Annotated in this window: 28 protein-coding genes; 8 read left to right on the top strand and 20 right to left on the bottom strand. The window is 71.9% G+C overall.

The genetic code is table 11. From position 1 onward, the window contains the following. Positions 1–90 precede the first annotated feature (90 nt). Genes nth through LO931_RS05305 form a run of 5 tightly spaced genes read left to right on the top strand, consistent with a single transcriptional unit; the run spans position 91 to position 4,085 of the window. Complete coding sequence (gene nth / locus LO931_RS05325; RefSeq protein WP_370636095.1) at positions 91–831, top strand: endonuclease III; 741 nt, start codon at positions 91–93, stop codon at positions 829–831. Continuing rightward, positions 828–1,421 (top strand): TlpA disulfide reductase family protein, encoded by a 594-nt coding sequence (locus tag LO931_RS05320; protein WP_229052244.1) that lies wholly within the window; start codon positions 828–830, stop codon positions 1,419–1,421. The genes nth and LO931_RS05320 overlap by 4 nt, the downstream gene beginning before the upstream one ends. Continuing rightward, positions 1,418–2,080, top strand: a complete 663-nt coding sequence (locus LO931_RS05315) for a CoA pyrophosphatase (protein ID WP_229052243.1) — start codon at positions 1,418–1,420, stop codon at positions 2,078–2,080. Before LO931_RS05320 ends, LO931_RS05315 begins: the two co-directional genes overlap by 4 nt. Beyond that, on the top strand, positions 2,077–3,246 hold the full coding sequence (locus LO931_RS05310; protein ID WP_229052242.1) for a MarP family serine protease: 1,170 nt from the start codon (positions 2,077–2,079) through the stop codon (positions 3,244–3,246). Before LO931_RS05315 ends, LO931_RS05310 begins: the two co-directional genes overlap by 4 nt. Continuing rightward, on the top strand, positions 3,243–4,085 hold the full coding sequence (locus LO931_RS05305; protein WP_229052241.1) for a hypothetical protein: 843 nt from the start codon (positions 3,243–3,245) through the stop codon (positions 4,083–4,085). The genes LO931_RS05310 and LO931_RS05305 overlap by 4 nt, the downstream gene beginning before the upstream one ends. On the opposite strand, the gene LO931_RS05300 is transcribed toward LO931_RS05305, so the two are convergent. The 13 genes from LO931_RS05300 to LO931_RS05240 all read right to left on the bottom strand — a co-directional run bounded on the left by LO931_RS05300 (position 4,051) and on the right by LO931_RS05240 (position 16,319). Beyond that, positions 4,051–4,491 carry a phage holin family protein gene (locus tag LO931_RS05300; RefSeq protein ID WP_229052240.1) on the bottom strand — a complete coding sequence of 147 codons (441 nt, stop codon included), beginning with the start codon at positions 4,489–4,491 and terminating at the stop codon, positions 4,051–4,053. The genes LO931_RS05305 and LO931_RS05300 overlap by 35 nt on opposite strands. Positions 4,492–4,665: 174 nt before the next feature. Next, the gene (acs, locus tag LO931_RS05295; protein ID WP_229052239.1) at positions 4,666–6,645 is read right to left on the bottom strand and encodes an acetate--CoA ligase; all 1,980 of its coding nucleotides are present in this window, start codon (positions 6,643–6,645) and stop codon (positions 4,666–4,668) included. 124 nt (positions 6,646–6,769) lie between these two features. After that, positions 6,770–8,449: a cation acetate symporter gene (locus LO931_RS05290; RefSeq protein ID WP_229052238.1), complete on the bottom strand. Its 1,680-nt coding sequence runs from the start codon at positions 8,447–8,449 to the stop codon at positions 6,770–6,772. Further along, on the bottom strand, positions 8,449–8,784 hold the full coding sequence (locus LO931_RS05285) for a DUF485 domain-containing protein (RefSeq protein WP_229052237.1): 336 nt from the start codon (positions 8,782–8,784) through the stop codon (positions 8,449–8,451). Before LO931_RS05285 ends, LO931_RS05290 begins: the two co-directional genes overlap by 1 nt. 200 nt (positions 8,785–8,984) lie before the next feature. Next, positions 8,985–9,476, bottom strand: coding sequence for a hypothetical protein (locus LO931_RS05280; RefSeq protein WP_229052236.1), 492 nt, complete (start codon positions 9,474–9,476; stop codon positions 8,985–8,987). A 3-nt stretch (positions 9,477–9,479) separates the two neighbouring features. After that, positions 9,480–9,803, bottom strand: coding sequence for a hypothetical protein (locus LO931_RS05275; RefSeq protein WP_229052235.1), 324 nt, complete (start codon positions 9,801–9,803; stop codon positions 9,480–9,482). After that, positions 9,697–11,217 carry a hypothetical protein gene (locus LO931_RS05270; protein ID WP_229052234.1) on the bottom strand — a complete coding sequence of 507 codons (1,521 nt, stop codon included), beginning with the start codon at positions 11,215–11,217 and terminating at the stop codon, positions 9,697–9,699. The genes LO931_RS05275 and LO931_RS05270 overlap by 107 nt, the downstream gene beginning before the upstream one ends. A gap of 1 nt (position 11,218) precedes the next feature. Then, positions 11,219–11,929, bottom strand: coding sequence for an ABC transporter ATP-binding protein (locus LO931_RS05265; protein ID WP_229052233.1), 711 nt, complete (start codon positions 11,927–11,929; stop codon positions 11,219–11,221). A gap of 91 nt (positions 11,930–12,020) precedes the next feature. Further along, entirely contained in the window at positions 12,021–12,287 is a 267-nt protein-coding gene (locus tag LO931_RS05260) for a hypothetical protein (RefSeq protein ID WP_229052232.1), read from the bottom strand. Between the two features lie 194 nt (positions 12,288–12,481). Beyond that, positions 12,482–13,966: a cation acetate symporter gene (locus LO931_RS05255; RefSeq protein WP_229052231.1), complete on the bottom strand. Its 1,485-nt coding sequence runs from the start codon at positions 13,964–13,966 to the stop codon at positions 12,482–12,484. Continuing rightward, on the bottom strand, positions 13,963–14,397 hold the full coding sequence (locus LO931_RS05250; protein ID WP_229052230.1) for a hypothetical protein: 435 nt from the start codon (positions 14,395–14,397) through the stop codon (positions 13,963–13,965). The genes LO931_RS05255 and LO931_RS05250 overlap by 4 nt, the downstream gene beginning before the upstream one ends. Further along, a complete protein-coding gene (locus LO931_RS05245) occupies positions 14,387–15,130 on the bottom strand; it encodes a LytTR family DNA-binding domain-containing protein (RefSeq protein ID WP_229052229.1) in 744 nt (247 codons plus the stop codon). Before LO931_RS05245 ends, LO931_RS05250 begins: the two co-directional genes overlap by 11 nt. A gap of 55 nt (positions 15,131–15,185) precedes the next feature. After that, complete coding sequence (locus LO931_RS05240) at positions 15,186–16,319, bottom strand: sensor histidine kinase (protein WP_229052228.1); 1,134 nt, start codon at positions 16,317–16,319, stop codon at positions 15,186–15,188. A gap of 120 nt (positions 16,320–16,439) precedes the next feature. Between LO931_RS05240 and LO931_RS05235 the strand changes: the two genes are divergently transcribed. After that, positions 16,440–18,659, top strand: a complete 2,220-nt coding sequence (locus LO931_RS05235) for an NADP-dependent isocitrate dehydrogenase (protein WP_370636094.1) — start codon at positions 16,440–16,442, stop codon at positions 18,657–18,659. 82 nt (positions 18,660–18,741) lie between these two features. On the opposite strand, the gene LO931_RS05230 is transcribed toward LO931_RS05235, so the two are convergent. From LO931_RS05230 to LO931_RS05220, 3 genes are read right to left on the bottom strand one after another with little or no spacing between them, the layout of a single operon-like run. After that, the gene (locus LO931_RS05230; protein ID WP_229052226.1) at positions 18,742–19,347 is read right to left on the bottom strand and encodes an energy-coupling factor transporter transmembrane protein EcfT; all 606 of its coding nucleotides are present in this window, start codon (positions 19,345–19,347) and stop codon (positions 18,742–18,744) included. 8 nt (positions 19,348–19,355) lie between these two features. Beyond that, entirely contained in the window at positions 19,356–20,045 is a 690-nt protein-coding gene (locus tag LO931_RS05225) for an energy-coupling factor ABC transporter ATP-binding protein (RefSeq protein WP_229052225.1), read from the bottom strand. A 39-nt stretch (positions 20,046–20,084) separates the two neighbouring features. Continuing rightward, the gene (locus LO931_RS05220) at positions 20,085–20,696 is read right to left on the bottom strand and encodes a biotin transporter BioY (RefSeq protein WP_229052224.1); all 612 of its coding nucleotides are present in this window, start codon (positions 20,694–20,696) and stop codon (positions 20,085–20,087) included. A 91-nt stretch (positions 20,697–20,787) separates the two neighbouring features. On the opposite strand from LO931_RS05220, the gene LO931_RS05215 reads away from it, so the two are divergent. Continuing rightward, entirely contained in the window at positions 20,788–21,270 is a 483-nt protein-coding gene (locus tag LO931_RS05215) for a TetR family transcriptional regulator (RefSeq protein ID WP_229052223.1), read from the top strand. A gap of 103 nt (positions 21,271–21,373) precedes the next feature. Here the strand turns inward: LO931_RS05215 and LO931_RS05210 are convergent, their stop codons facing one another. From LO931_RS05210 to LO931_RS05200, 3 genes are all read right to left on the bottom strand, one after another. After that, complete coding sequence (locus LO931_RS05210) at positions 21,374–22,186, bottom strand: bifunctional 2-polyprenyl-6-hydroxyphenol methylase/3-demethylubiquinol 3-O-methyltransferase UbiG (RefSeq protein WP_229052222.1); 813 nt, start codon at positions 22,184–22,186, stop codon at positions 21,374–21,376. 160 nt (positions 22,187–22,346) lie between these two features. Then, positions 22,347–23,804 (bottom strand): GuaB1 family IMP dehydrogenase-related protein, encoded by a 1,458-nt coding sequence (locus tag LO931_RS05205; protein WP_255657743.1) that lies wholly within the window; start codon positions 23,802–23,804, stop codon positions 22,347–22,349. A gap of 29 nt (positions 23,805–23,833) precedes the next feature. Continuing rightward, the gene (locus LO931_RS05200) at positions 23,834–24,511 is read right to left on the bottom strand and encodes a class I SAM-dependent methyltransferase (RefSeq protein WP_229052221.1); all 678 of its coding nucleotides are present in this window, start codon (positions 24,509–24,511) and stop codon (positions 23,834–23,836) included. Positions 24,512–24,559: 48 nt separating this feature from the next. Here LO931_RS05200 and LO931_RS05195 point away from each other — a divergent pair, with 48 nt between their 5' ends. Then, positions 24,560–25,285, top strand: coding sequence for an oxidoreductase (locus LO931_RS05195; RefSeq protein WP_229052220.1), 726 nt, complete (start codon positions 24,560–24,562; stop codon positions 25,283–25,285). Between the two features lie 22 nt (positions 25,286–25,307). Here the strand turns inward: LO931_RS05195 and LO931_RS05190 are convergent, their stop codons facing one another. Continuing rightward, entirely contained in the window at positions 25,308–26,273 is a 966-nt protein-coding gene (locus LO931_RS05190; RefSeq protein ID WP_229052219.1) for an NAD-dependent epimerase/dehydratase family protein, read from the bottom strand. Positions 26,274–26,321: the final 48 nt, after the last annotated feature.

Raw genomic sequence — 26,321 nt, 5'->3', positions numbered from 1 at the left:
CGTCAAATTCTGTCACACTCCGGCGCGCTAACGGGAGATTGACGGGCCAACTAGGCTGTGCGGGTGGCGCGACCGGAGACTGCACGTGGCGTGCCCACGCCCGAGGACGGCCCGTCGCCCCTCCACGACGTCTCCCGCACCGCGCTCGTGCGCCGGGCGCGTCGGATCCACCGGGTCCTGGCCGAGACGTATCCCGACGCCCGCTGCGAGCTCGACTTCCGCACCCCGTTCGAGCTGCTCGTCGCGACCGTGCTCTCGGCCCAGACCACCGACCGCCGCGTCAACGCGATCACGCCGGCGCTGTTCGAGCTGTGGCCCGATGCGGCGACGATGGCCGGCGCCGACCGGACCGAGCTGGAGGAGGTCATCCGCTCGACCGGGTTCTTCCGGGCCAAGGCGGGACACCTGCTCGGGCTCTCGGCGGTGCTCGTCGAGCGCTTCGACGGCGAGGTGCCGCCGCGGATGGCCGACCTCGTGACCCTGCCCGGAGTCGGACGCAAGACCGCGAACGTCGTGCTGGGCAACGCCTTCGACGTGCCGGGCCTGCCGGTCGACACGCACGTGCTGCGGCTCGTCGAGCGACTGGGCTGGGCCGACGCCCACACCCTGGCCGACCCGGTGCGCACCGAGCACGCCGTCGGCGCGCTCTTCCCGCGGCGCGACTGGACGATGCTGAGCCACCGCCTCATCTGGCACGGCCGCCGTCGGTGCCATGCCCGCACCCCGGCGTGCGGGGCGTGCCCGGTGGCTCGCTGGTGCCCCTCCCACGGACTCGGCCCGTCGGACCCGGTGGTCGCGGAGGCCCTCGTGACCACCCAGGGCCCCGCGTGAAGCGGCTCGCGGCGGCCGCGATCGCGGCGCTGCTGGTCGTCGGCGCCTGCGCCCCGGACCGCGCCGGCGACGCGGAGACGAACGGAGCCCCCGTCGACACGGCCGTCACCACTGCGGCGCACGAGGCCGGCATCGCCGGCTGCCCCGCACCGTCCGAGGGCGCCGACGCAGACACCGAGCTGGGTGGGCTCGAGCTCGTCTGCGTCTCGACCGGCGACCCGGTCGACCTCGCCGCCTTCGACGGCCCCGTCGTCGTCAACGTCTGGGCCCACTGGTGCGAGCCGTGCCGCGAGGAGCTCCCGCTGCTGGCGCGGGCCGCGCAGGAGTACGCCGGCCAGGTGACGTTCGTCGGGGTGCTGTTCGCCGACGAGGACCCGCGCTCCGCGATCTCCCTGGCGCAGGAGACCGGGGTGACCTACCCGCAGGTCGCCGATCCGACGAGCTCGCTCCGAGCGGCGCTCTCGCTCCGGGGCCTGCCGACGACGGCCTTCCTCGTCGACGGAGAGGTCGTCGGCTCCCAGCTGACGCCCTACGACGACTACGGTGTGCTCGTCGCGGACATCGCCGAGCACCTGGAGGTCGGGAAGTGAGCCCCAGCACCTCCGCCCTGCCACCGTGGCTCCGACCGCTCGCCGAGATCGCCGGATCCGTCGAGCCCGAGGTGCTCTCGCCGCGCTTCCCGCACCCGCCGGACGACGCCCGTCCGGCCGCCGTGCTGCTGCTGTTCTCCGACGGCGCCGACGGGCCCGAGCTGCTGCTGACCGAGCGGGCCACGACCCTGCGTCAGCACGCCGGGCAGGTCTCGTTCCCCGGGGGGCGGGTCGACCCGGTCGACGGCGACGGCACCGAGGGCTTCGTGGCGGCGGCGTTGCGCGAGGCCCAGGAGGAGGTCGGGCTCGACCCGGCCGGGGTGGAGGTCTTCGGCGTGCTGCCGACCTTGTGGCTGCCGCCGAGCAACTTCGCCGTGGCTCCCGTGCTGGCCTACTGGCGCACGCCGGAGGTGCTGGGTGCTGCCTCGCCCGAGGAGGTCCGCACCGTCCTGCACCAGCCGATCGACCTCCTGCTCGACCCCGACCACCGGTTCACCGTCGTGCACCCGCTCGGCTGGCGGGGCCCGGCATTCGACGTGGGCACGACGATCCCGCTGTGGGGCTTCACGGCCGGGATCATCTCGCGACTCTTCGAGGTCGTCGGCTGGGAGCGTCCGTGGGACGTCTCCGACGAGCGAGAGCTGCCGGCCCTGCCATGAACTCCCTCGACCTCTGCATCGTGCTCGTGGCGGCCGCGTTCGCCGTGTCCGGTGTCGTGCAGGGGTTCCTGGCGAACCTCGCGGCGACGCTGGGGCTGCTGGCGGGCGGCCTGCTCGCCGTGCTGGTCGTGCCGCTGGTGATCTCGCCCGACGAGCCCAGCCTGGCCGCGTCGCTGACCGCCCTCGGCCTCGTGGTCGCGGCCGCGGCCGGTGGTCAGATCATCGGCACGGTGGTGGGCACCGACCTGAGGCGCACCGTCCGCACTCCCGGCGGTCGCTGGGCCGACGCGGCGGGCGGCGGCGTGCTGAGCGTCGTCTCGGTGCTGGTCGTCTCGTGGGCCCTCGGCTACGCCGTCAGCGGCACGACCGTGCCGTACCTGTCGACCGCCGCGCGGGACTCGACGATCCTGGGGGCCGTCGACGACGTCATGCCCTCGCAGACCGCCGGGGTGCTGCAGGCGTTCAGCGACGTCATCGACGCCAACCTGTTCCCGCAGTACCTCGACCCCTTCGACAGCGAGGACATCGTCCGGGTCGGTCCGCCCGACCCGGCGACCCTCCTGCTGCCCGGGGTCGAGCAGGCGTCCGCCTCCGTGGTCAAGATCCTGGGTGAGGCCTCCTGCGACCGCGGCATCGAGGGCACCGGCTTCGTGTACGCCGACGACCGCGTCATGACCAACGCCCACGTCGTCGCCGGCGTCTCGCGGCCGAGCGTCGTGACGACCGAGGGATCCTTCGACGCCGAGGTCGTGGTATTCGACCCGACCCTGGACATCGCGGTCCTGGCGGTCGACCTGGACCTGCCGGCGCTGGAGTTCGACGGTGCGGGCCAGGCTGGGCAGGACGCCGCGGTGCTGGGCTACCCCGGCAACGGACCCTTCGACGCCCAGGCGGCCCGCATTCGCGAGCAGATCCGGCTCAAGAGCCCCGACATCTACAACGACGGGCAGCACGTCCGCGAGTCCTTCTCGATCCGCAGCCTCGTGCGGTCGGGCAACTCCGGTGGCCCGCTCGTCTCGGCCGAGGGGCGCGTGCTCGGCGTCATCTTCGCCGCGTCGGTCACCGACGCCAACACGGGCTACGCGCTGACGGCCGACCAGGTCGCCGACGCCGCCGACCAGGGGCGCACGGCGTCGCGCTCCGTCGACACCGGAGGTTGTGCATGAAGGGCTTTCTCGCGTTCCTCGCGGGCCTGTTCGCCGTCGTCGCGTTCGCCGCGCTGCTGCCCCTGGGGTGGGTCATGACGCACATCGCGGACGAGGACGGCTACGTCGAGCTCAGCCGCGGCGTGCTGGAGGACACCGAGACGCGCGACGCGCTGGTCGGTGCCGTCTCCGACGAGCTCGCCGGGCAGACGCGCGAGCGACTCCTCGGACTCGGGGTGCCGCCCCAGCTGGTCGACCAGGCGCTCGCGACCGTCGAGGGATTCGTCGGCCAGGGTCTCGGCAGCGCCGCCGTGGTGGACGCCTGGGGCGAGTCGCAGCGCGAGGCCCACCAGCAGATGTTCCGCGAGGACGGCAGCGGGTTCGTGGTCGAGCTCTCGCCGCTCGTCTCGGCCGTGGCCGTGCAGGCCGGTGTCGACCTCGAGGTGCCCGCGAACCTGCCCGTCGAGGACGACAGCACGGCGGCCCGCCGCGCCGTGCAGCTCATCGGCGCGAGTCCGCTGATGGGCGTGGCGGCCGCGCTCGTGGCGTTCGTCGGAGCCCTGACCGCCGTGCTGCTGGCGAACCGTCGAGGGGCGGCCCTGGCCTGGCTCGCTGCCGGGGGGCTGCTCGCGGTGGGCGTGTCGTACGTCGGTGCGCGGGTCGTGTCGGCGAGCGACGTCACGACGAGCACCGGGGCCGGCGACCGCGTGGCGCAGGCGTTGATCGACGTGGCGCGCGACTCCTACGGCGGACTGCTCAGCACGGCCGCCCTCGGAGCCGGAGCCGTGCTGGTGGTCGGTCTGGTGATCGCGATCGCCGGAGCGGTCAGGCGAGGTCGCGACCCGGTCGCTGCCCCTTGAGCGCAGCCGGGATCTGCTTGGCGGTCTCGATCGTGGCCTCGGGAGCCTTGATCTTCTTGATGCGGTTGACCCCCACCACGACCAGGAGCCCGGCCAGCAGCAGGTAGGCGCCGGCGACGATCAGGAACGCCCAGGCGGGGTGCAGCCCGGTCATCGTGAGGAAGTACGCGAACGCGAACGACAGCATGATGATGATGAGGATGCCGAGGAAGCCGGCGACCAGGAACAGCAGCGAGCCGAGCACCCCGGCCTTGACGCTGAAGCGCATCTCGGCCTTCGCGAGGGCGATCTCGTGCTGGACGAGCGCCGACAGGTCGCGGCTGGCGTCGGCGACGAGGCGACCGATGGTGGGCTCCTCGACCGTCTCGGTCGCGGAGTCGGACGAGGGCTTCACGCTGGTGGCCATGGGCGCGAGCCTACAAGCGACCGCCCCCGGCGCACCACGACCGCCCGCCCGGTGGGGCGGTGAGTGTTCCACCTGACGCCGACGGGCGGTGAGTCCTCCACCGTACGAACGTTCATACGGTGGAGGACTCACCGCCCTAGGTGGAACACTCACCGCCCAACCCGACGGCTGGGGTCAGTCGTCGGTGCTGGTCGTCTTGAGGCCCTGGGTGATGAGGTCCATCACGGAGGAGTCGGCCAGGGTGGTGGCGTCGCCGACCTCGCGGTTCTCGGCGACGTCGCGCAGGAGGCGGCGCATGATCTTGCCGGAGCGGGTCTTGGGCAGCTCCGGCACGACCATGATCTGGCGCGGCTTGGCGATGGGCCCGATCTCCTTGGCCACGTGGTTGCGCAGCGCCGCGATCGCGTCGTCGGTGCCGCCCTCGTCGCCGGCGGACTCGCGCAGGATCACGAACGCCACGACGGCCTGGCCGGTGGTCTCGTCGGCGGCGCCGACCACGGCGGCCTCGGCGACGGACGGGTGCGACACGAGGGCCGACTCGATCTCGGTCGTCGACAGGCGGTGGCCCGAGACGTTCATGACGTCGTCGACGCGGCCGAGCAGCCAGATGGCGCCGTCGTCGTCCTTCTTGGCGCCGTCGCCGGCGAAGTAGTAGCCCTGCGAGGCGAACCGCGACCAGTAGGTCTCCTTGTACCGCTCCTCGTCGCCCCAGATCGTGCGGAGCATCGAGGGCCACGGCTCGGTGACGACGAGGTAGCCGCCGCCTCCGTTCGGCACGGGCTCGCCCGCGTCGTCGACGACGTCGATGCTGATGCCGGGGAAGCCGATCATGGCCGAGCCGGGCTTGGCCTTCGTGACGCCCGGCAGCGGGGTGATCATGTGGGCGCCGGTCTCGGTCTGCCACCACGTGTCGACGATCGGGGTCTTCCCGCCGCCGACGTTGTCGCGGTACCAGACGTAGGCCTCGGGGTTGATCGACTCACCGACCGAGCCGACGATGCGCAGCGACGTGAGGTCGTGCTCGGCGGGGATCTGGCGACCCCACTTCATGAACGTGCGGACCGCGGTGGGGGCCGTGTAGAAGAGCGTCACGCCGTACTCGGCGATGATCTCCCACCAGCGGCCCTTGTGCGGGGTGTCGGGGGTGCCCTCGTAGAGCACCTGCGTCGCGCCCTCGGCCGTCGGGCCGTAGACGATGTAGGAGTGGCCCGTGACCCAGCCGACGTCGGCGGTGCACCAGTAGACGTCGGTCTCGGGCTTGTGGTCGAACGTGCCGTGGAACGTCGTCGCCGCCTGCGTCAGGTAGCCGCCCGAGGTGTGCAGGATGCCCTTGGGCTTGCCCGTCGTGCCCGAGGTGTACATGACGTACAGCGGGTGCTCGGCGTCGAAGGCCTCGGGGGTGTGGTCGGTGGACGCCTGGCCGACCGTCTCGTCCCACCAGACGTCGAGGTCGTCGTTCCACTCGACGTCCTGGCCCGTGCGCTTGACCACGAGCACGTGCTCGACCGGGCTCGCGTCGCCCAGCTTCGCGAGGGCCTCGTCGACCGCGGGCTTGAGGGCCGAGGGGTTGCCGCGGCGGTAGCCGCCGTCGGACGTGATGACGAGCTTGGCGCCGCAGTCGTCGACCCGTGAGGCGAGGGCGTCGGAGCTGAACCCGCCGAACACCACGGTGTGCGGGGCGCCGAGACGGGCGCAGGCGAGCATCGCGATGACGGCCTCGGGGATCATCGGCAGGTAGATCGCGACCCGGTCGCCGGTCTCGATGCCGAGCTCGGTGATCGCGTTGGCGGCCTGGCTGACCTCGTCCTTCAGGTCGGCGTAGGTGATGGTGCGGGTGTCGCCGGGCTCGCCGACGAAGTGGAACGCGACCTTGTCGCCGTTCCCGTTCTCGACGTGCCGGTCGACGCAGTTGTAGGCCACGTTGAGCTTGCCGCCCACGAACCACTTCGCGAACGGCGGATCGGTCCAGTCGAGCACCTCGGTGAACGGGGTGTCCCACGTCAGGCGGGCCGCCTGCTCGCCCCAGAAGCCGAGCCGGTCCTTCTCGGCGGCCTCGTAGGTGGCGGCGGTGAAGTTCGCGTTCGCCGCGAGGTCGGCCGGCGGCTCGAAGATGCGGTCCTCGTGGGCGAGGTTGCTGATGGTCTCGTCAGTCACAGGTGTCTCCTGGTCGAGGGGCTGTCGTCATTCATCGTGTCGCACGCCACAGCATGCCGCGAGGCGTGTTGCGGAGTGGTTGCGGGGCGGGCGAGGCCCGCCCCGCAACCGTGGTGGTGCCGGCTTACTTCTCGGCGCCGGCTCCGGTGAAGGAGCGGACCTCGAGCTCGGGGAACCGCTCCTCGCTGACCCGGCTGCGGGTCGTCACGGTGCCCAGCCAGCCGAGGAAGAAGCCGAGCGGGATCGAGACGATGCCCGGGTTCTCCAGCGGGAACCAGCTGATGTCGATGTTCTCGGGCAGCAGCGACAGGTTCTTGCCGTTGGGGTCCAGGCCCTTGCCCGACACGATCGGGCTGAAGATGACCAGCCCCACCGAGGAGATCAGGCCGCCGTAGATGCTCCAGACCGCTCCGCGGGTGTTGAACCGCTTCCAGAACAGGTTGTAGAGCAGGGCCGGCAGGTTGGCCGAGGCCGCGACCGCGAACGCCAGCGCGACGAGGAACGCCACGTTGAGGTTCTTGCCCGGGATCGCCAGGGCGATCGCGACGCCACCGATCACGAAGGCCGCGATACGGGCCATCTTGACCTCGTCCTTCTCCGACGCGGTGCCCTTCTTCCACACGTTGGCGTACAGGTCGTGCGCCACGGAGGACGCCGACGTCAGCGTGAGGCCGGCGACGACCGCGAGGATCGTGGCGAACGCGACGGCCGCGATGAGGGCCAGCAGGATCGCGCCACCGGTCGTGCCCGGACCACCGCCGACGGCTTGCGCCAGGAGCGGTGAGGCGAGGTTGCCGCCGGAGTCGATGATCTGCTGCTTCTGGTCGCCCGTGACGAGCGCCGCGGCGCCGAAGCCGAGGATCAGCGTCATCAGGTAGAAGGCGCCGATCAGGCCGATGGCCCAGAGCACCGAGACGCGGGCCGCCTTGGCGGTCGGCACGGTGTAGAAGCGCACCAGGATGTGCGGCAGGCCCGCGGTGCCGAGCACCAGGGCGATGCCGAGCGAGATGAAGTCAATCTTGCTCGTGGTGGAGCCGCCGTACTTCAGTCCGGGTTCGAGGAACGCCTTGCCCTGGCCGCTCTCCTGCGCCGCGGTGCCGAGAAGGTCCGACAGGTTGAAGCCGAACTTCGCGAGCACCAGCACCGAGATGAGCAGCGTGCCGAACATCAGCAGCACGGCCTTGACGATCTGCACCCAGGTCGTGCCCTTCATGCCGCCGAGCACGACGTAGAAGACCATCAGCAGGCCGACCGCAGCGATCGTGATGTTCTTCGCGGTCTCGCCATCGATGCCGAGCAGCAGCGACACGAGGGCGCCGGCGCCGACCATCTGGGCGAGCAGGTAGAAGATCGAGACGATGATGGTGGAGGTCGCCGCCGCGGTGCGGACGGGTCGCTGCTCCATGCGGTACGCGAGCTGGTCGGCCATCGTGAAGCGGCCGGAGTTGCGCAGCAGCTCGGCGATCAGCAGCAGCGCCACGAGCCACGCGACGAGGAAGCCGATCGAGTACAGGAAGCCGTCGTAGCCCGACAGGGCGATCGCGCCGGAGATGCCGAGGAACGACGCCGCCGACATGTAGTCGCCGCCGATCGCGAACCCGTTCTGCATGCCCGAGAACGACCGGCCGCCGGCGTAGTAGTCGGCAGCGGTCTTGGTGTTGCGGCTCGCCCAGAAGGTGATGCCGACCGTCAGCAGGACGACGAAGCCGAACAGCGAGGCGGTCAGGACGCGGTTGTCGCTCGTGGTGCCCTCAGCGGCCAGGATCACCCGGTCGTCGGCGAGGACGGTGTGGAGGGCGCTCATCAGTCGACCTCCCGCTCGAACTGGGCCCGGAGCTCGTCGGAGATCGGGTCCATCTTCGCCAGCGAGTAGCGCGCGTAGGCGTAGGCGATCGCGAAGGTCGTGACGAACTGCAGGAGGCCGAACAGCAGGGCCACGTTGACGTTGCCGAAGACCTGCTGACCCATGAAGTCGCCCGCGTAGTTCGAGAACAGGACGTAGGTCAGGTACCAGACCATGAAGGCGATGGTCGTCGGGATCACGAACTTGCGGTAGGCGCGTTGGAGCGCCTTGAACTCGGCGGTGGCGTGAATACGCTGGTACTCCGCCTGCACCTCGGGACTGACCTTCTCGGCCACGTCGATCACCTGCTTCTGTCTCGCACCGGCGGCAGGGAGCAGCGGCCGATGGACACGGGTGTGTCGTGGCTCACGCTAGGAACCCGCAGGCCTGTGGGACAGGTCACAGCGCGGGTGCAGCGTCGAAGGTCGGGGGCGGAGCGCTCACCGGTCGGCGGGGCGCGACGAGCGGTCGATCTCCGGCGACGAACGGTCGGCGCTCACCGCGGATCCCGGGCCAGGATCGCCCTCAGGACGGCGCGGCCGTCGCCGAACGGCGGGACCAGGAAGACCGCGTGCGCCGCGAACCACCACCGCAGGGACGACTCGGGCGCCGCCGCCGCGAGGGTCAGCCCGGCGCCGAGGCACGCACCCGGGCCGGCCAGGGCGACCAGGACGACGTGGCGGCGCGTCATCCGCCCCTCGGGGTGCAGCGAGAGCCGCCAGGCGGTGCGCTCCAGCCGGACGGCGGTGACGGTCGGCACGCGTCGCAGGGCCAGCAGGTGCGCCGACTCGTGCACCGCGAACGAGCCGACCAGGCCGACGACGGCGACGAGCAGCAGCTCGGCCGCGAGCCGGACCAGCGACGGGTCGCCCGACGTGACCCACCACGCGGAGCCGCCCGCCGCGAACGTGCCGAGCAGGGCGAGCAGCGGCCACACCTGACCGGCGGTCGCGGTCAGGATCGCGGGGACCGAGGCGCGACGGTCCACCGCTCAGGCCAGGCCGCGCTCCTCGAGGAGTCGCTGGCGGTGGACCTTGAGCGCGCGGTACGTGAGCTGGATGAACGTCAGGGCGATCGCGAGCACGACGAACAGCACGATCAGCGGCACCGGGTCGTCGACCCCTGCGGTGATCGCGGTCGACCCGTCGGCCTGCTCCTTCGTGCTGAACATGAGCGAGCCGAAGAACGCCCGGCGGTCCGCGTCGGCGTCACCGTCCGTCGAGAACATGAGCACCAGCAGGATCGCGGCGCCGGCGACGAGGGTCAGCAGCGCCGCCCCGGCCACGCTGTTGACGGCGATCAGCGACTTCTTCATGACGTCTCCTTGACTCGTGGGTGGTGATGCCGACGACGCTGTAGACGACGGCGAGCGCGAGGGTCGCGACGGCGAGGGCCGCAGCGACGGGTGGGGGCAGGCTGAGCACGCCGATCGCGAGGGCGAGCGCGGTCACGACGACGACGGCCAGCGACAGGCCGACGAAGAGGGAGAACGGGTTGTCGTCGACCGCGGGGAAGACGATGCCGACGGCGAGCGCCAGCACCGTGCCGGCGAGGCTGCCGACCAGCGGGTCCACGACGTCGGCGACGGCGCCCGGCTCGACCACGAGCACCGCGGCGGTGGCCGGCACCGCGAGCAGCAGCCACAGCAGTGCCTGGGCACGCAGGAGGCGGACGTAGACGGACCAGGCGGGTGTGCGACCGCCCCGCAGGCGACGCAGCGGCTCGGTGGCCGCGAACTGGTAGAGCGCGCCCATCGACACCAGGGACAGGGCCCACATCGGGTGCGCCAGCGGCTTGATCGTCAGGGCGACGTAGACCGCGGCCGCCAGCACGGTCGGGAGCCACGTCTGGAGGCTGCGGAACACGCACCAGTCGTAGGGGCCGAGCAGGCGGCGGGTGAGCGCCCCGGCCCGCCAGGGGAGGTAGCGCGACGCGGTGAGGTGGCGGTTGGGAGCCAGCGCGACGGTGGCCACCGCCAGGACCGCCATCGCCGCGGCGCAGGTGGCCAGGGCGGCAGGGTGGCCCCACTGGTCGGCCAGCGACGCGACTCCCGCGGTCCACGGCCGCTCGTCGGTGCCCTCGAGGTAGGAGCCGCTCACCGCGGCGGTCAGGCGCGGGACGGTGGCCGCGTACGCGATCAGCAGGGCGAACAGGCTCAGCAGCAGCACCGGGGGCTGGGTCCGGCGCAGGCCTACGGCCGTGAGCACCCAGGTGAGCAGCTGGTAGGCGAGCCCGACCACGAGATAGGTCAGGAGCACGGGGAGCACGATCGACTCGACGAGCGGGAGGAGGGCCGACGGGCCGCGCAGCACGAGCGCCGCGACGGCCATGGCCCCCACGCCTGCCGCCACGACGATGCCGGCCGTGGCGGCCTCGAAGAGGACGAAGGCCGCGGCCCGCTCACGGTTGGTCACCGGGAGCGCGAAGGTCAGGGCGAGCATGCCCTCGGCGTTGAGGAACAGGGTCTTGGTCAGGAGCACGGCGACGAGGCACCAGAGGACCGCCGAGATGCTGGTGGCGTCGAACAGCAGGTCCCAGGCCTCCGGCTCGGAGCGCAGCGGCTCGAGGAAGGTCACGGCGGCCACGACCGCCACGACCGCGAGGCCGGCGACGAGGAGAGCGGCGGCCAGGCGCAGGGGACGGGAGGCCAGGACGCCGCTGCGCAGGACCCGGCGACCGAAGTAGCGCAGCAGCATCCCGGACAGCGCCCGCGCGCGGGAGGGCCGCACCTCAGCGCGCCGCGGAGTCGAGGTGGTCGAACACCATCGTGGCCAGCGAGCCGTGCTGCGCGACGAGCGCCGCCGTCGTGTCGTCGGCGACCACCCGGCCCAGGTCGAGGAAGACCACGCGGTCGGCCAGGCGCTCGAGCAGCGCGAAGTCGTGGGTGCACAGCACGATGGCGCCGCCCTCGTCGCGCAGGTGCGCCAGCTCCTTCTCGCAGAGCCGGAGCGACCCGACGTCGATGCCGTTGAGGGTCTCGTCGATCACGGTCACGGGGCGCCTCATCGTCAGGGCCGAGATGAGCTGCGTCTTCTTGCGCATGCCGTGCGAGTAGTCCTCGAGCAGGTCGTCGAGGCGTCCCTGCATGCCGAACCGGGCGAACAGGTCGGAGGGGTCGTCGGCGCGGGTGCCGTAGAGCTGGGCGACGAGCCCCAGGTACTCGCGGCCCGTCAGGAACTGGGGGAGGTAGTCGTCGCTGGGCAGGTAGAGGGAGGCGTCCTTCGCCGCCGTGGAGGTGTGCGGGTGGCCGTCGATCGTGACCGACCCGCCCTGGGCGGCGAGCAGGTCGAAGAGGACCTGGATCAGGGTGGACTTGCCGGACCCGTTGGGGCCGACGAGGCCCAGGACCTCGCCGGACGCGGCCGACAGGTCGACGCCGTGGAGCACCTGCACGCCCGGCTCGTAGGCGTAGTCGATCGATCGGGCGTCGAGCGTCGTCATCGCGTCACCGGTGCCTTCCGAGAGGAGGGGGTGGGTCGGGTGGCGGGGCCGGTCGCCGGAGCTGCGCGGCCGGCCCCGCCGGCTCGAGTGGCTACTCGCACTCGAAGCGGACCTTCAGACCGAAGTTCTTGAAGCCCCACTCCCCGGTGAAGTTCTTCTTCTGCTTGACGACGCACCAGATCGCCATGCCGCTGATGATCGTGGCGCCGAGGCCGAGGATCACGGCCGTGAAGACCAGGAACCAGCCGTCGTAGCGGACCAGCCCGTTCTCGAGCCTCACCCGCGTCCTCTGGAGGGTGTTGCTCGACCACGCGTACGCGTGGGCCGAGGCGGTGCTCGGCAGCTCGATGACTGACATGTCGTACGTCCTTCCCCGATACGAGCACGGGGCCCGGACGCCCGTCGCGGCCGTGTCCCCCGATACTGATACGTAGCATCCAGGCGGGTGCGGACACTCGTCAACGACCCGGTTGGCCACCGGTGGACAACCGCTCCCACCCCGGTGGTCGAGGGACCCCTTTCGAGGCTCCTCCCGCCCCGAGGGCGGGAGGGTCAGGCGCGCTCGGGGGTGTGGAGCTTGGCGAAGACCCGGTCGGTGTCCTCGTCGCTCGCGCGGCGGGTGAGGAGGGAGACGGCGATCATGAGCCCGAAGCCGAGCGGGACGGTCCACACGGCGGGCTGGGCGACGACCAGGCCGACCCAGCCGTCCGGGTCCAGGCCCAACGTCACCAGGGGCGCGATCCCGGCCGCCAGCCCGCCGCCGACCAGCCCGGCGACCGCCCCCTGGCGGGTCAGGCGTGGCCACCAGATGCCGAGCACCAGCAGCGGGCAGAAGGTCGACGCCGCGAGGGCGAACGCGAACGTCACCGAGGTCGCGATGGGGATGTTGTCGGCGGTGAGGGCGAGCGCGAGGGGCGGCAGCACGCAGGTCACGGCCGCCACGCGCACCGAGGCGACGCCGACGAGCCGTCCGCCGAACCAGCGTCGCCGGTCGATCTCCTGCCCGACGACACCGGCGATCGCCATCGTCAGCCCCGACGAGGTCGAGAGGAACGCGGCGAAGGCGCCGGCGAGGATCAGCGCACCGAGCGCGTCGGCACCCGTCGTGAGCATCCGCTCCGGCAGCTGCAGGATCACGGTGTCGGCCTGGCTCGAGTCGCTCAGGTCGCCCGCGTAGACCCGGCCGAGCGCGCCGTACGCGGTGGGCAGGAGGTAGAACACCCCGAGCAGGCCGAGCACGATCAGCGTCGTGCGGCGGGCCGCGACCCCGTCGCGGTTCGTGTAGAAGCGCACCACCACGTGGGGCAGACCCATCGTGCCGAGGCACGTCGCCGTCAGGACCGCGTAGGCGGTGTAGAGGCGCTCCGCCCCGAGGTCGGCGTCCGGCAGCGCCCACCCGGCCGTGGCCTCCGGCATCGGGGCGCCGTCACCCCGCCACGCGATCAGCAGGAACACCAGCGGCACGAGCAGCGCGGTCAGCTTGAGCCAGTACTGGAAGGCCTGGACGAAGGTGATCGAGCGCATCCCGCCCGAGGCCACGAGGGTCGCGACCACGACCGCGACGACCGCGATGCCCGTCCAGACCGGAGCCCCGGTGACGGCCTGCATCGTGAGGCCGGCGCCCTGGAACTGCGGCATGAGGTAGAGCCAGCCGACGGCGACCACGAGCAGCGTCGAGACGTGGCGGACCGCGACGGAGCGCAGCCTCCAGCCCGCGAAGTCCGGGATCGTGTACGCCCCTGACCGCCGAAGGGGCGCGGCCACGACGACGAGCAGCAGGAGGTAGCCGGTCGTCCAGCCGATGGGATACCAGAGCACGTCGGCCCCGGCCACGAGCACGAGCCCGGCGACCCCGAGGAACGACGCGGCCGACAGGTACTCGCCACCGATCGCCGAGGCGTTGAGCCAGGGACTGACGCTGCGCGAGGCCACGTAGAAGTCGCTCGTCGTGCGGCTCCAGCGCATCGCGAGCGCGCCGATCGTCAGCGTCGCCAGCACGACCAGCACGATCGCGGCGAGCCCCGCGGTGGTGTTCACGGCGGGCTCGGGGCGTCGTCGACCGCCGGGTCGGTGGGGGAGTCCATGAGGGCGACGAACGTCGACTCGTTGTGCTCGGCGCGCCACACGTACGCGCGGCCGAGCCACCACACCCACGGGTAGACCAGGACGCCCAGCACGATCCACACCACGGGCACCGAGGCGATCGTCCAGGTGCGGACCGGCAGGTCCGACCAGAACAGCACCGGCAGCACGCCGATCGAGACCGCCGCGACCAGGGTCGTCGCGATGGCCGCCCGGCGCTGGGCACGCACGAGCGACCGCACGTAGACCGCGCCGACCGTCGACTGCTCGGCGACCTCCTGGCGCGCGCTGCGCCGTTGGGGCGCCGGGGCGTGCACGAGAGGACTCGTGACGCGGACCCGCTCGCGGTGCTGCGGCACGGCCTCCGGCGGGTCGTCAGGCGTCACGGATCAGCTCGCGCAGGTCGCGGTGGTGGCGGCGTGAGACCTCGACCTCGAGCGTGGCGTCGCCGCTCGGCAGCACCAGCGTCGTCCGCCCGCCGGACTGGCGGACCTCGCGGATGTGGCGCCGGTTGACGACGTGGCTGCGGTGCACGCGGGCGAAGTCGTGCTCGGCCCACGTGTCGGCGACGTGGCTCAGCGTCATGCGCACGAGGTGGGAGGTGCCGTCGATCGTGTGCAGCCGTACGTAGTCGCCCTGGGCCTCGACGTCGGTGATGGTCGAGCGCATGACGAAGCGGGTCACCCCGCCGAGCTCGACCGCGATGCGCTCGTCCGGGGCGGCCGGCACGCGGTCGCCCGCGTCGACCGCGCGGCGGATGCTCTCGGCCAGCCGCTCCTCGCGCACGGGCTTGAGCAGGTAGTCGACCGCGTTCATCTCGAACGCCTCGATCGCGTGGGCGTCGTGGGCGGTCACGAACACGACCTGGGGCGGGTGCGCGAAGCGACCGAGCAGGCGGGCGATCTCGAGACCGCTGAGCCCCGGCATCGCGATGTCGAGGAACGCCAGGTCGACGTCACCGCCCTCGAGCACGCGCAGCGCCTCGGTGCCCGACGACGCGGTGCGCACGTGGGCGATGCGCTCGTCGCGGGCGAGCAGCCACACCAGCTCGTCGAGCACGGGGCGCTCGTCGTCGACGACGAGCACGCGCAGTGCCGGGGGAGCCGTGCGGTCGTTCACCCCGGTGAGTCTACGGCGGAGTGACCGGCGTCACCTCGCGGTTCGGGTCGTGCCCTCAGGGAAGGTCGCGCGGGTTGAACTTCGGCACGCGCAGCGAGACCTTCGTGCCGAGGCCGGGTGCCGTCTCGACGACGATCCCGTGGTCGTCGCCGTACACCGCGCGCAGCCGCTCGTCGACGTTGGCCAGGCCGATCGATCCGCTGCTCGCGCGACCGGCCAGCGCCTCGCGCACGACGTCGGGGTCGCTGCCCACGCCGTCGTCCTCGATCTCGATGACGCACGTGGCCCCGGCGTCGCGGGCCACCACCGTGATGTGTCCGGGTCCGTCCTTCGGCTCGATGCCGTGGCGCACCGCGTTCTCGACGAGTGGCTGCACCGCGAGGAACGGCAGGGTCACGTGCAGCACCTCGGGGGCGACGCTGGAGGTCACGCGCAGCCGGTCGCCGAACCGGGCCTTCTCCAGCACGAGGTAGCGCTCGATCGAGAGCAGCTCTTCGGCGAGGGTCGTGAAGTCGCCGTGACGCCGGAAGGAGTAGCGCGTGAAGTCGGCGAACTCGAGCAGCAGCGACCGGGCGCGCTCCGGGTCGGTGCGCACGTAGGACGCGATCGCGCCGAGCGAGTTGTAGATGAAGTGGGGCGAGATCTGGGCCCGGAGCGCGCGCAGCTCGGCCTCCATCAGGGCGGTGCGCGAGGCAGCCAGCTCGCCGAGCTCGAGCTGGCTGGAGACCCAGCGCGCGACCTCGGTGGTGGCGCGCACGAGGCCCGCGGACGGGTGGTCGGTGCGCACGACGAGCGTGCCGACGACGCGGTCCTCGACGGCGAGCGGCGCCACGACGACCCGGTCGGACGCCTGGGTGCGCCCCTCGGCCAGCACCGCCTCGACGAGCGGGGTGGCGGTCTCGGCGTCGACGTCGCCCGAGGACGCCACCACCCCGGCGCCGTCGGTGAGCGCGGCGGGCGCGTCGCCGAGCAGGGCCCGCAGGTACGGCAGGGCGCGAGCCGCGCCGTCGGTGTCGAGGCCGGCACGCAGGGCCGGTGCGGCCAGCGAGGCCGTGTGCAGCGTCGCGTAGGTGGCCAGGTCGTCGGGGCTGCCGAGCGACTCGTCGCGCCGACGGACCGCCCGCCGCCAGCCCGCGAGGCCGAGCAGCACGACGAGTGCGCCGAGCGCTGCGCCGCCGATGACCTCCATGCGGGGACGCTACCGCGCCCGCCCCGGCTCGACAGGGGTCGCGGCGGGTGCCACGGTGGGGACGTCTCGTGATGAGATATCTTGACGTCAAACTATTCTTGCGTGCGAAACGGAGACCCCGTGGCCGACCCGACGATCATCTACACCCACACCGATGAGGCGCCCGCACTGGCGACGCACTCGTTCCTGCCGTTCATCGAGGCCTACGCCTCCACCGCGGGCGTGCAGGTCGAGACCCGCGACATCTCGCTGGCGGGCCGCATCATCAGCCAGTTCCCCGAGCACCTCGAGGAGGGGCAGCGCATCGGCGACGCCCTCGCCGAGCTCGGCGAGCTCGCGCTGCGCCCCGAGGCGAACATCATCAAGCTCCCCAACATCTCCGCCTCCGTGCCGCAGCTGAAGGCCGCGATCGCCGAGCTGCAGGACCAGGGCTACGCGCTCCCCGCGTACCCGGAGAACCCGCAGACCGACGAGGAGAAGGAGGTCCGCGCCCGCTACGGCAAGGTCATGGGCTCCGCCGTCAACCCGGTCCTGCGCGAGGGCAACTCCGACCGCCGCGCCCCCGCGTCGGTCAAGAGCTACGCCAAGAAGCACCCGCACCGCATGGGTGCCTGGTCCTCCGACTCCCAGACCGACATCGCCACGATGGGCGTCCGCGACTTCCGCTCCAACGAGAAGTCCGTCGTGATCGAGGCCGACGACACCCTGCGCATCGAGCTCGTCGGCGACGACGGCTCGACCACGGTGCTCAAGGAGTCGCTGCCCGTCATCGCGGGTGAGGTCGTCGACGCGACCTACCTCGACGTCGCCGCGCTGCGCGAGTTCCTCACCGAGCAGATCGCCAAGGCCAAGGCCGACGGCGTCCTGTTCTCGGTGCACCTCAAGGCCACGATGATGAAGGTCTCCGACCCGATCATCTTCGGTCACGTCGTGCGCGCGTTCTTCCCGAAGACGTTCGCCGCGTTCGGTGCCGACCTCGCCGCCGCGGGCCTCAGCCCCAACGACGGTCTCGGCGGCATCCTCGCCGGCCTCGACGCGCTCGACAGCGGCGCCGAGATCAAGGCGTCCTTCGACGCCGAGCTCGCCGAGGGCCCGGAGCTGGCCATGGTCAACTCCGACAAGGGCATCACGAACCTGCACGTGCCGAGCGACGTCATCGTCGACGCCTCGATGCCGGCCATGATCCGCACCTCGGGCCACATGTGGGGCCCGGACGGCGGCGAGGCCGACACGCTCGCGGTCATCCCCGACTCGAGCTACGCCGGCGTCTACCAGGTCGTCGTCGACGACTGCAAGGCCAACGGCGCCTACGACCCGAGCACGATGGGCACGGTCCCGAACGTGGGCCTCATGGCGCAGAAGGCCGAGGAGTACGGCAGCCACGACAAGACGTTCGAGATCCCGACCACGGGCACCGTCCGTGTCGTGAACTCGGCGGGCGACGCGATCCTCGAGCACGTCGTCGCGCAGGGCGACATCTGGCGCGCCTGCCAGACCAAGGACGTGCCGATCCGCGACTGGGTCAAGCTCGCCGTCACGCGCGCCCGCGCCACCGGCGACCCGGCCGTCTTCTGGCTCGACGCCGAGCGCGCGCACGACGCCAACCTGATTGCCAAGGTCGACGCCTACCTCCCGGAGCACGACACCGACGGCCTGGACATCCGCATCCTCTCGCCGGTCGAGGCGACGAAGCTGTCAGTCGAGCGCATCCGCAAGGGCGAGAACACGATCTCGGTCACCGGCAACGTGCTGCGCGACTACAACACCGACCTGTTCCCGATCCTCGAGCTGGGCACCAGCGCGAAGATGCTGTCGGTCGTGCCGCTCATCAACGGAGGCGGCCTGTTCGAGACCGGTGCCGGCGGCTCCGCCCCGAAGCACGTGCAGCAGCTCGTGGAGGAGAACTACCTGCGCTGGGACTCGCTCGGTGAGTTCCTCGCGCTGGCGGTGAGCCTGGAGCACCTCGCCCAGACCACCGACAACGCCCGCGCGCAGGTGCTGGCCGACACGCTCGACCGCGCCACCGGCACGTTCCTCGACGAGGACCGCTCGCCGGGCCGCAAGCTCGGCACGATCGACAACCGCGGCAGCCACTTCTACCTGGGCCTGTACTGGGCGCAGGAGCTGGCCAAGCAGACCGAGGACGCGGCCCTGGCCGAGGCCTTCGGCGCCGTCGCGGGGTCGCTGGCCGAGAACGAGCAGAAGATCGTCGACGAGCTCCTCGCGGTGCAGGGGTCGCCGGCCGACATCGGCGGTTACTTCCAGCCCGACGTCGAGAAGGCCGCCAAGGTCATGCGCCCGTCGCAGACGCTGAACGAGGTCCTCGCCACCCTGGCCTGAGGCCCCCGACCCAGAAATGCGCCCAGTTGCGCGGTTTCCCTGACGGGATTCTGCGCATCTGGGCGCATTTCTCGGTGAAGGGTCAGTCGTCGAGGCCGCGGGCTGCGAGGGCGTCGCCCGTGGCGTAGGCGTGGGCGACGACTCGGATCGCGAACGGCACCAGCAGGGCCCGCGGACTCCTCTCGAGCCCGCGGGCCCGTGCTGCGTCGCGGGTCTGCGTCGCGACCTCGAGCACCGCCGGCAGCGCGCGCAGCACCAGGGCGAAGGCCAGGGCCACACGTTCGGGACGCACGCCGACGAACCGCAGCGGCGAGGTGATCCGCTCGACCGTGCCGAGCAGGTCGTCGACCGCGGTCGTGGCCGTGAACGCCAGGCCGACGAGCAGCAGCGCCAGCAGGCTGGTGACGACCGTGACGGCCACCTCCGGTCCGCGCTGCCACGTCTGGAAGGCCGCGACCAGCACCATCAGCAGCAGGAATCCGCGCATCGTGCGGAGCGTGCGACGCAGCGCGAGGCCCGACCAGATCGCGATCCCGATCGCGAGCGCGGCGAGCACCGGCGAGAAGAGGGGTCCGCGCGTCGCGACGACGACGATCGACCACGCCGCCACCACCGCCAGCTTCGGTCCGACCGGCATCCGGTGCAGCAGCGTCGATCCCGGCCGGTACGCGCCCAGGAGCTCAGACATCGTCCGCCTCAGACATCGCTCAGGGCCACGTAGTGGTCGACCGCGTCGGCAGCGGGTCCGTCGAAGACCACGCGGGCGGCGTCGACGACCAGCACCCGCTCGCAGCGGCGTGCGAGGTCGAGGTCGTGGGTCACCAGCACGAGCTGCTGCCGCAGGCCGAACAGGCGGTCGGCGACCGAGCGCGTGTTGCGGAGGTCGAGCAGGGTCGTCGGCTCGTCGGCGACCACGACCTCCGGGTCGGTCGCGAGCACCCCGGCCAGGGCCAGCAGCTGCTTCTGCCCACCCGACAACGAGTGCACGGGCACGTCGGCGCGGTCGCCCAGCCCGATCGTGTCGAGGACCTCGCGGGCGCGTCGACGCCGCTCGGCCTTGTCCGGCACGCTGCGGCGCAGCGACAGCGTGACGTCCTCGAGCGGCGTCGGCATCACCAGCTGGGCGTCGGGATGGGTGAAGACGAACCCCACCCGTCGGCGCACCTCGCGGCCGTCGCGGTCGACGTCCAGCCCGTCGACCAGCACCTGGCCCGCGGCCGGGAGCGCCAGCCCGTTGAGCAGGCGTGCCAGCGTCGACTTGCCGGAGCCGTTTGCGCCGATGATGCCGATGCGGTGCTCGCCGAGGTCGAGGGTCGTGGGGTGGAGCAGCGTGAGCGGTCCGCTGGGGGAGTCGACCACGACGGTCGCGCTCTGCAGCTGGATCACTGTGCTGCTCCGTCCCGGGGCGTCTCGGTCAGGGAGAACCTACCCGCGCGTGAGGCGCGGGAACGCGCGGTGCACGGCGGCGGCGACGATCGCGGCGATGACGCCCTTGGCGATGTCGGCCGGGAAGAACGGCGTGGCGTAGCCCCACGCGACGCCCCACGAGACGTCGAGCGCACGGGCCATGCCCAGGGTGCCGAGCGTGCCGACCACCGCGACCGTGACGATCGCGGCAGCGACACCGACGGCGACCGTGAAGACCGCGGGTCCGCGGCGGACGGTGTACGTCGCGACGAGCCCGACGAGGAACGCGGCGATCGGGAACGCCACGAGGTAGCCGCCGGAGGCGCCGCCCCAGACCCCGGGGCCGGCCTGGCCCTGCGTGAAGATCGGCACGCCGGCGGTGGCGACCGCCAGGTAGAGCGCGACGGCGAGGAAGCCGCGCTTGGCGCCGAGCACGGCTCCGGCGAGGAAGACGCCGAACATCTGCAGCGTGAAAGGCACGCTCGCGACGCCGTTGATGGCGGGCAGCACAGCGCAGACACCGATCACGGCGGCGAACGTCGTGACGAGGGCGAGGTCGGTGGCCGGCGAGCTGCGGCGCTTGAGCGGCACGGCCTGCGTGCTGGCCGGAGTGGGGGTCGAGCTGGTCATGAGGGCTCCTGAACGGTGTTCACCTGAACGGTGTTCGGTAGTGTGGCACACGATCCCGCCCGGGGTCCACGCGCACCCGGTGGGAGGCCCCATGGCGAACACGCTCGACGACGTCGTCTCTGGCGCCCTGGGCGTGCTCGACGAGTTCGGCCTGGAGTTCTGCTCGATGCGTCGGGTCGCCGGCGCGCTGGGGGTGCAGCCCAGCGCGCTCTACCACCACGTCGCGAACAAGCAGACGCTCCTGTCGCTGATGGCCGCGCGCATCGTCGCGGACGTCGCGGTCACCGACGACGTCGCGGGCTCCCTGCACCAGCTGCGCACCGCAATGCTGGCGGTGCGCGACGGTGCCGAGGTCGTCGCGACCGCGTCGGCCTTCCGGCTCGAGGTGTCGACGTTCGAGGAGGCGCTCGCGGAGCAGGTCGGGCTCGACCTCGCGCGCACGCTGCTGATCTACGTCGTCGGCCACACCCAGTCGACCCAGCTGCACCGTCAGGCGGCGGCCGTCGGCGCGATCACGCTCGACCCCGACCTCGACGGATCGTTCGCCCGCGGCCTTGCCCTCATCCTCCGCTGACCCCCGCGGTTTCCCACGAGACCGTCGGAATCCCGCATCGCGCGCACGAAGCTTCGTGTCATCGATGCGGGGTTTGAGCGGTCTCGTGGGAAACCGGCAGGGGTCAGGCGGTGCGGTGGCGGCCGATGAGGCCGAAGTCGGTGGGCGGGTTGAGGCCGGCGAACATCTTCTGGAACAGCGGGCCCTGGGTCGACCAGTACGTGAACAGCTCGACGTCCGTGAAGTGCTTCTCGAGCTCGGTCACGAGCGCCAGCTCGTCGACGCCGTCGCGCACGACGTGGTACTCGACGAGGTCGGACGCCTCGGTCTCGGACCACTCGCCCTTGGCGCGTCGCACCCGGGTCGAGAGCCCCCGCTTGTAGTTGCCCTGCCCGAGCCGCCACAGGAAGTACGTGCCACGGCCCAGCAGCTGCGTGCGCCGGCTGCGCCGCGGGTAGTAGGTCGGGTCCTGGACGGAGTAGAACCAGCCGTCCTCGTCGAGCAGTCCGCTGAGGTCGCCCACGAACGTGACGTAGTCGGGGATGTGGTGCAGCAGCGACGCGCACACGACGCCGTCGAAGCGGTCCTCGCGCTCGAAGACGTCGCCGCCGGTCGTGTCGAAGAAGACCTCGACGTCGTCGCGGTCCGCGTACTTCTCGGTCAGGGTCTTCGCGCTCGCCTCGCTGGCCTCGGTGACGGTGACGCGCGCGCCGGCCGCCAGCAGGAAGTCCGAGAACGTGCCGTGACCGGCGCCGACCTCGAGCACGTGGCACGAGCCCTTGCGGGCGATGGTCTCGCTCACGAGCGCCGCGAGCTGGTCGGCGATCATCGTGCGCAGGACCGTGTGCCGCAGGTGCGGCGATCCCTTGACGTAGTCGTGTCCCTCACCGTGGGCGCTGTTCTGCGTGGCGACGACGTTCTGCGGCTCGTGGGTCACGGGCCCACGATACGCAATGGCGAGCGCGCCGTTCGTCGTCCCACGAAAGTCTTGTCCCGCGGTCACCACAAGCCGAGCGAAGCGAGGTCTGCGCGCCTGGGCGAAGCCCGGCACCGACGAGGAACGAGTCGGTGGAGCGACGAGGGACGAGTCGCGCGCCTCACCAGGAGGCGTGCAGCGGGCGGCCCTCGTCGTAGCCGGCCGAGCTCTGCAGCCCGACGACCGCGCGATCGGCGAACTCGGGGATCGACCGGGCACCGGCGTACGTGAAGCTGGAGCGCACGCCGGCGGTGATCTGGTCGACGAGGTCCTCGACGCCGGGGCTCGAAGGGTCGAGGAACATGCGCGAGGTGGAGATGCCCTCCTCGAACAGCGCCATGCGGGCCTTCTCGAAGCCGGCGGCGTCCCGCGTGCGGTTGGCCACGGCCCGTGAGGACGCCATGCCGAACGACTCCTTGTAGGGGCGGCCGTCGGGGCCGAACTTCAGGTCGCCGGGGCTCTCGTGCGTGCCGGCGAACCAGGAGCCGATCATGACGCTGGCGGCACCGCCGGCCAGCGCGAGCGCGACGTCGCGCGGGTACCGGACGCCGCCGTCGGCCCAGACGTGGGCTCCGACGGAGCGGGCCGCGGCCGCGCACTCGAGCACCGCAGAGAACTGGGGCCGGCCGACGCCGGTCATCATGCGCGTCGTGCACATCGCGCCCGGGCCGACGCCCACCTTGACGATGTCGGCACCGGACTCCACGAGCTCGAGGGTGCCGTCGGCCGAGACGATGTTGCCCGCCGCGACAGGCACACGTCGCCCGGTGCGCGCCTCGAAGGCGTCGCGCTCCTCGCGCACGACGGGGAGCGCGTCGGCCATCTTGACCTGGTGGCCGTGGGCGGTGTCGACCACGATGACGTCGATGCCGGACTCGAGCAGCGCACGGGCCTTGGCGCGGACGTCACCGTTGATGCCGACCGCGGCACCGATCACGAGCCGGCCGTCCGGGTCGGTGGCGGGCGTGTAGATGCTCGAGCGCAGCGCACCCTTGCGGGTCACGACGCCGACGAGCGAGTCGCCGTCGAGCACGGGGGCGAGGGGTCGGTGCTGGCTCGTCAGCGCGTCGAAGTACGCGCGCGGGTCGAGCCCGGCGTCGACCGTGAACATGTCGGAGTCCATGACCTCGTGCACCTGGGCGAACCGGTCGACCTCCGCGCCGTCGCGCTCGGTCACGATGCCCAGCGGCTTGCCGTCGTCGACGACGACCGCGGCACCGTGTGCACGCTTCGGGATCAGGCTCAGCGCCTCGCCGACCGTCATCGAGGACGGCACCGTGACGGGCGTGTCGTAGACGGTGTGCGCCGCCTTGACCCGGCGCACCGTCGAGGCGACCACGTCGAGCGGGATGTCCTGCGGGATGATCGCGATGCCGCCGCGGCGCGCGATCGTCTCGGCCATGCGGCGTCCCGAGATCGCGGTCATGTTCGCGACGACGAGCGGCAGGGTCGTGCCCGTGCCGTCGGCGGTCGCGAGGTCGACGTCGAAGCGGCTCACGACGTCGGAGCGTCGCGGCACCATGAAGACGTCGCTGTAGGTCAGGTCGTGCGCGGGCTGCAGGCCGTTGAGGAACTCCACCCAGGAAGTCTAGGCCGCGGGGTCGAGCCTCAGCGGAAGTCGAGCAGCGACGTCTCGGCCGGCTCGTCGGCCGTGGCGTCGGGAGCCTTCTCGACCTCGGCCCGGGTGCAGGTCGTGGCCTGGCGAAGCCGGAGCGTTCCGCCGCCGTGCGAGGACGAGGCGACGAGCTGGTGCACCTGGGCGGTCTGCTCGGGGCCGAGCGAGTCGCGGAAGTGACGCGCCAGCTGCAGCACTCCGGCCGCGTCGAGCTCTTCCCACGACGCGAACTGCTCGACCTCGGGCTGCGCGAACATCCCGGACGCGACCACGAGCCGGGTGTCGTCGCGCTCGGACGGGGGCGTCCCGGCGATGGCCCGCAGGCGCCGGACCCAGGGCAGGGTCTCGTCGATCGTGCGACGGACGCTCGAGACGACGCCACCGGGCCTCAGCACGCGGGCGTACTCGGCGAGCACCGAGGGGGAGTCGTCGAGCGCGGGCGCCACGACGGCGTCGAAGGAGTCGGCGCGGAAGGGGAGGCGGTCGCCGGCCGTGCGCACGTACTGGAGGTCGGCCCCGCGGGCCACGCGCACGTCGTCGCCGGCGATCACGACGTCGTGACCCTGCTCGGCCATCGTGTAGGCGAGCGAGGCGTCACCGAGGTGCAGGACGGTCGACAGTCGTTCGCCGACCAGCCACTTCGCCATCCGTTGCACGGTCGCGCCTTCCATTCCTGCAGCGTACCCGCGGTCCGCGAGGCGCTCGGTACGCTACGACGCGTGTCAGCGACCGACGATCCGTTCCTGCGCCTCGCCACCCTCGAGGGCATCCCGTCGTCGTTCGCCTCGGCGCGCGACGGCATCGACTCCGTGCTGCGTGACCGCGGACTGCGCCGCTCGACGCCCGAGCAGACGGCCCGCTCGCTGCTCCTCGGCGCGGCTGCCTCGGCGACGCTCGAGGGCGACCCGGTCGCGCCGGACGACCTCGCGGAGGGCGGTGGCGGACCCGTCGCCCGTGGCGCCCTGCGGATGTCCAGCGAGCTGTTGTCGCTCGTCCCCGTGTGGAAGCGCGCTCCGCTGCAGGCGATCGCGCGGGTCCACGCCCTGACGGTCGTCGACGACGCCGGGCCCGGTCTCGAGCCGGGTCGCCCGGTGAACCCCGAGGGCACGCACCGCCTGACCCGGCTCGCCCGCGACCTGGCCCGGCCGACCGCGGCGCCGGGCCTCGTCGTGGCGGCGCTGGTGCACGCCGAGATCCTCGCGGCCGGTGCGTTCGCGTCGCACAACGGGCTCGTCGCCCGCGCCGCCGAGCGGCTCGTCGTCGTCGCGGCGGGCGTCGACCCGGCCTCGCTGGTCGTCACGGAGGCAGGTCACGCCGACCTCGAGCCGGCCTACCGGGCCGCGTCCGAGGCGTACCGCGGTGGCGACGACGTGGGCGTGCACCGCTGGCTGCTGCACGCAGCCGAGGCGTTCGGCCGGGCGACGGCACACGCTCCCGTCACCTGAGGCCGAACGCCCCGACCGCGGCTCAGGCGCGAGCGGTCAGCTGGTCGTGGATCCAGGCGTAGGTGCGCTCGAGGCCGTCGTGCAGCGTGATCGAGGGCTCCCAGCCGTACACGCTGTGGAACAGGGTGTTGTCGCTGTTGCGACCCCGCACGCCCTGCGGCGCGCTGAGGTCGTACTTGCGCTCCACCGTGACGCCCGAGATCTCCTCGAGCACCGAGACCATCTGGTTGATGGTGACGAGCTCGGCCGAGCCCAGGTTGACCGGCTCGACGAAGTCGCCGGCCAGGATCTCCTGGGTGCCGCGCACGCAGTCGTCGATGTACATGAAGCTGCGGCTCTGCTCGCCGTCGCCCCAGATCTCGATCGTGTGGTCGCCGGAGAGCTTCGCCTCGGCGATCTTGCGGCTCAGCGCGGCGGGCGCCTTCTCGCGACCGCCCTCGAACGTGCCGTCGGGCCCGTACACGTTGTGGTAGCGGGCGATGCGCGTCTGGATGCCGAAGTCCTCGCGGAAGTGGCGGGCCATGCGCTCGCTGAAGAGCTTCTCCCAGCCGTAGCCGTCCTCGGGGTCCGCGGGGTACGCGTCCTCCTCCTTGAGAGCGGTGACGTTCGGGTCGGTCTGCTTGTCGCCGGCGTACACGCAGGCCGAGCTGCTGTAGAAGAAGCGACGGGTGCCGGCGGCCCGGGCCGCGACGAGCATGTTGGTGCTGGTCAGGACCGAGAGCATGCACTCGGCCTTGTTGTTCTCGATGAACCCCATGCCACCCATGTCGGCGGCGAGGTTGTAGATCTCCTGCGTGCCCTCGCTGATGCGATGGGCGTCCCGGGCGTCGGCGCAGTCGGCGACGACGTTCTCGGCGGCCTCGTGGACCTGGTACCACTCGCCCTGCGGCTTGACGTCCGCAGCGCGCACGTCGTGTCCCTGGCGGAGGAGGTCGGCCACGAGGTGGCCACCGATGAATCCACCGGCGCCGGTGACTAGCACGGTCATGGAAAAGCCTTTCGAGATCGGTCGGGTCGGGGCAGCCTGGCCCCGACC

This window comes from Aeromicrobium sp. Leaf350, from assembly GCF_916858655.1.
Lineage (GTDB): Bacteria > Actinomycetota > Actinomycetes > Propionibacteriales > Nocardioidaceae > Aeromicrobium.
This window is presented reverse-complemented; position numbering and strand designations above follow the sequence as displayed.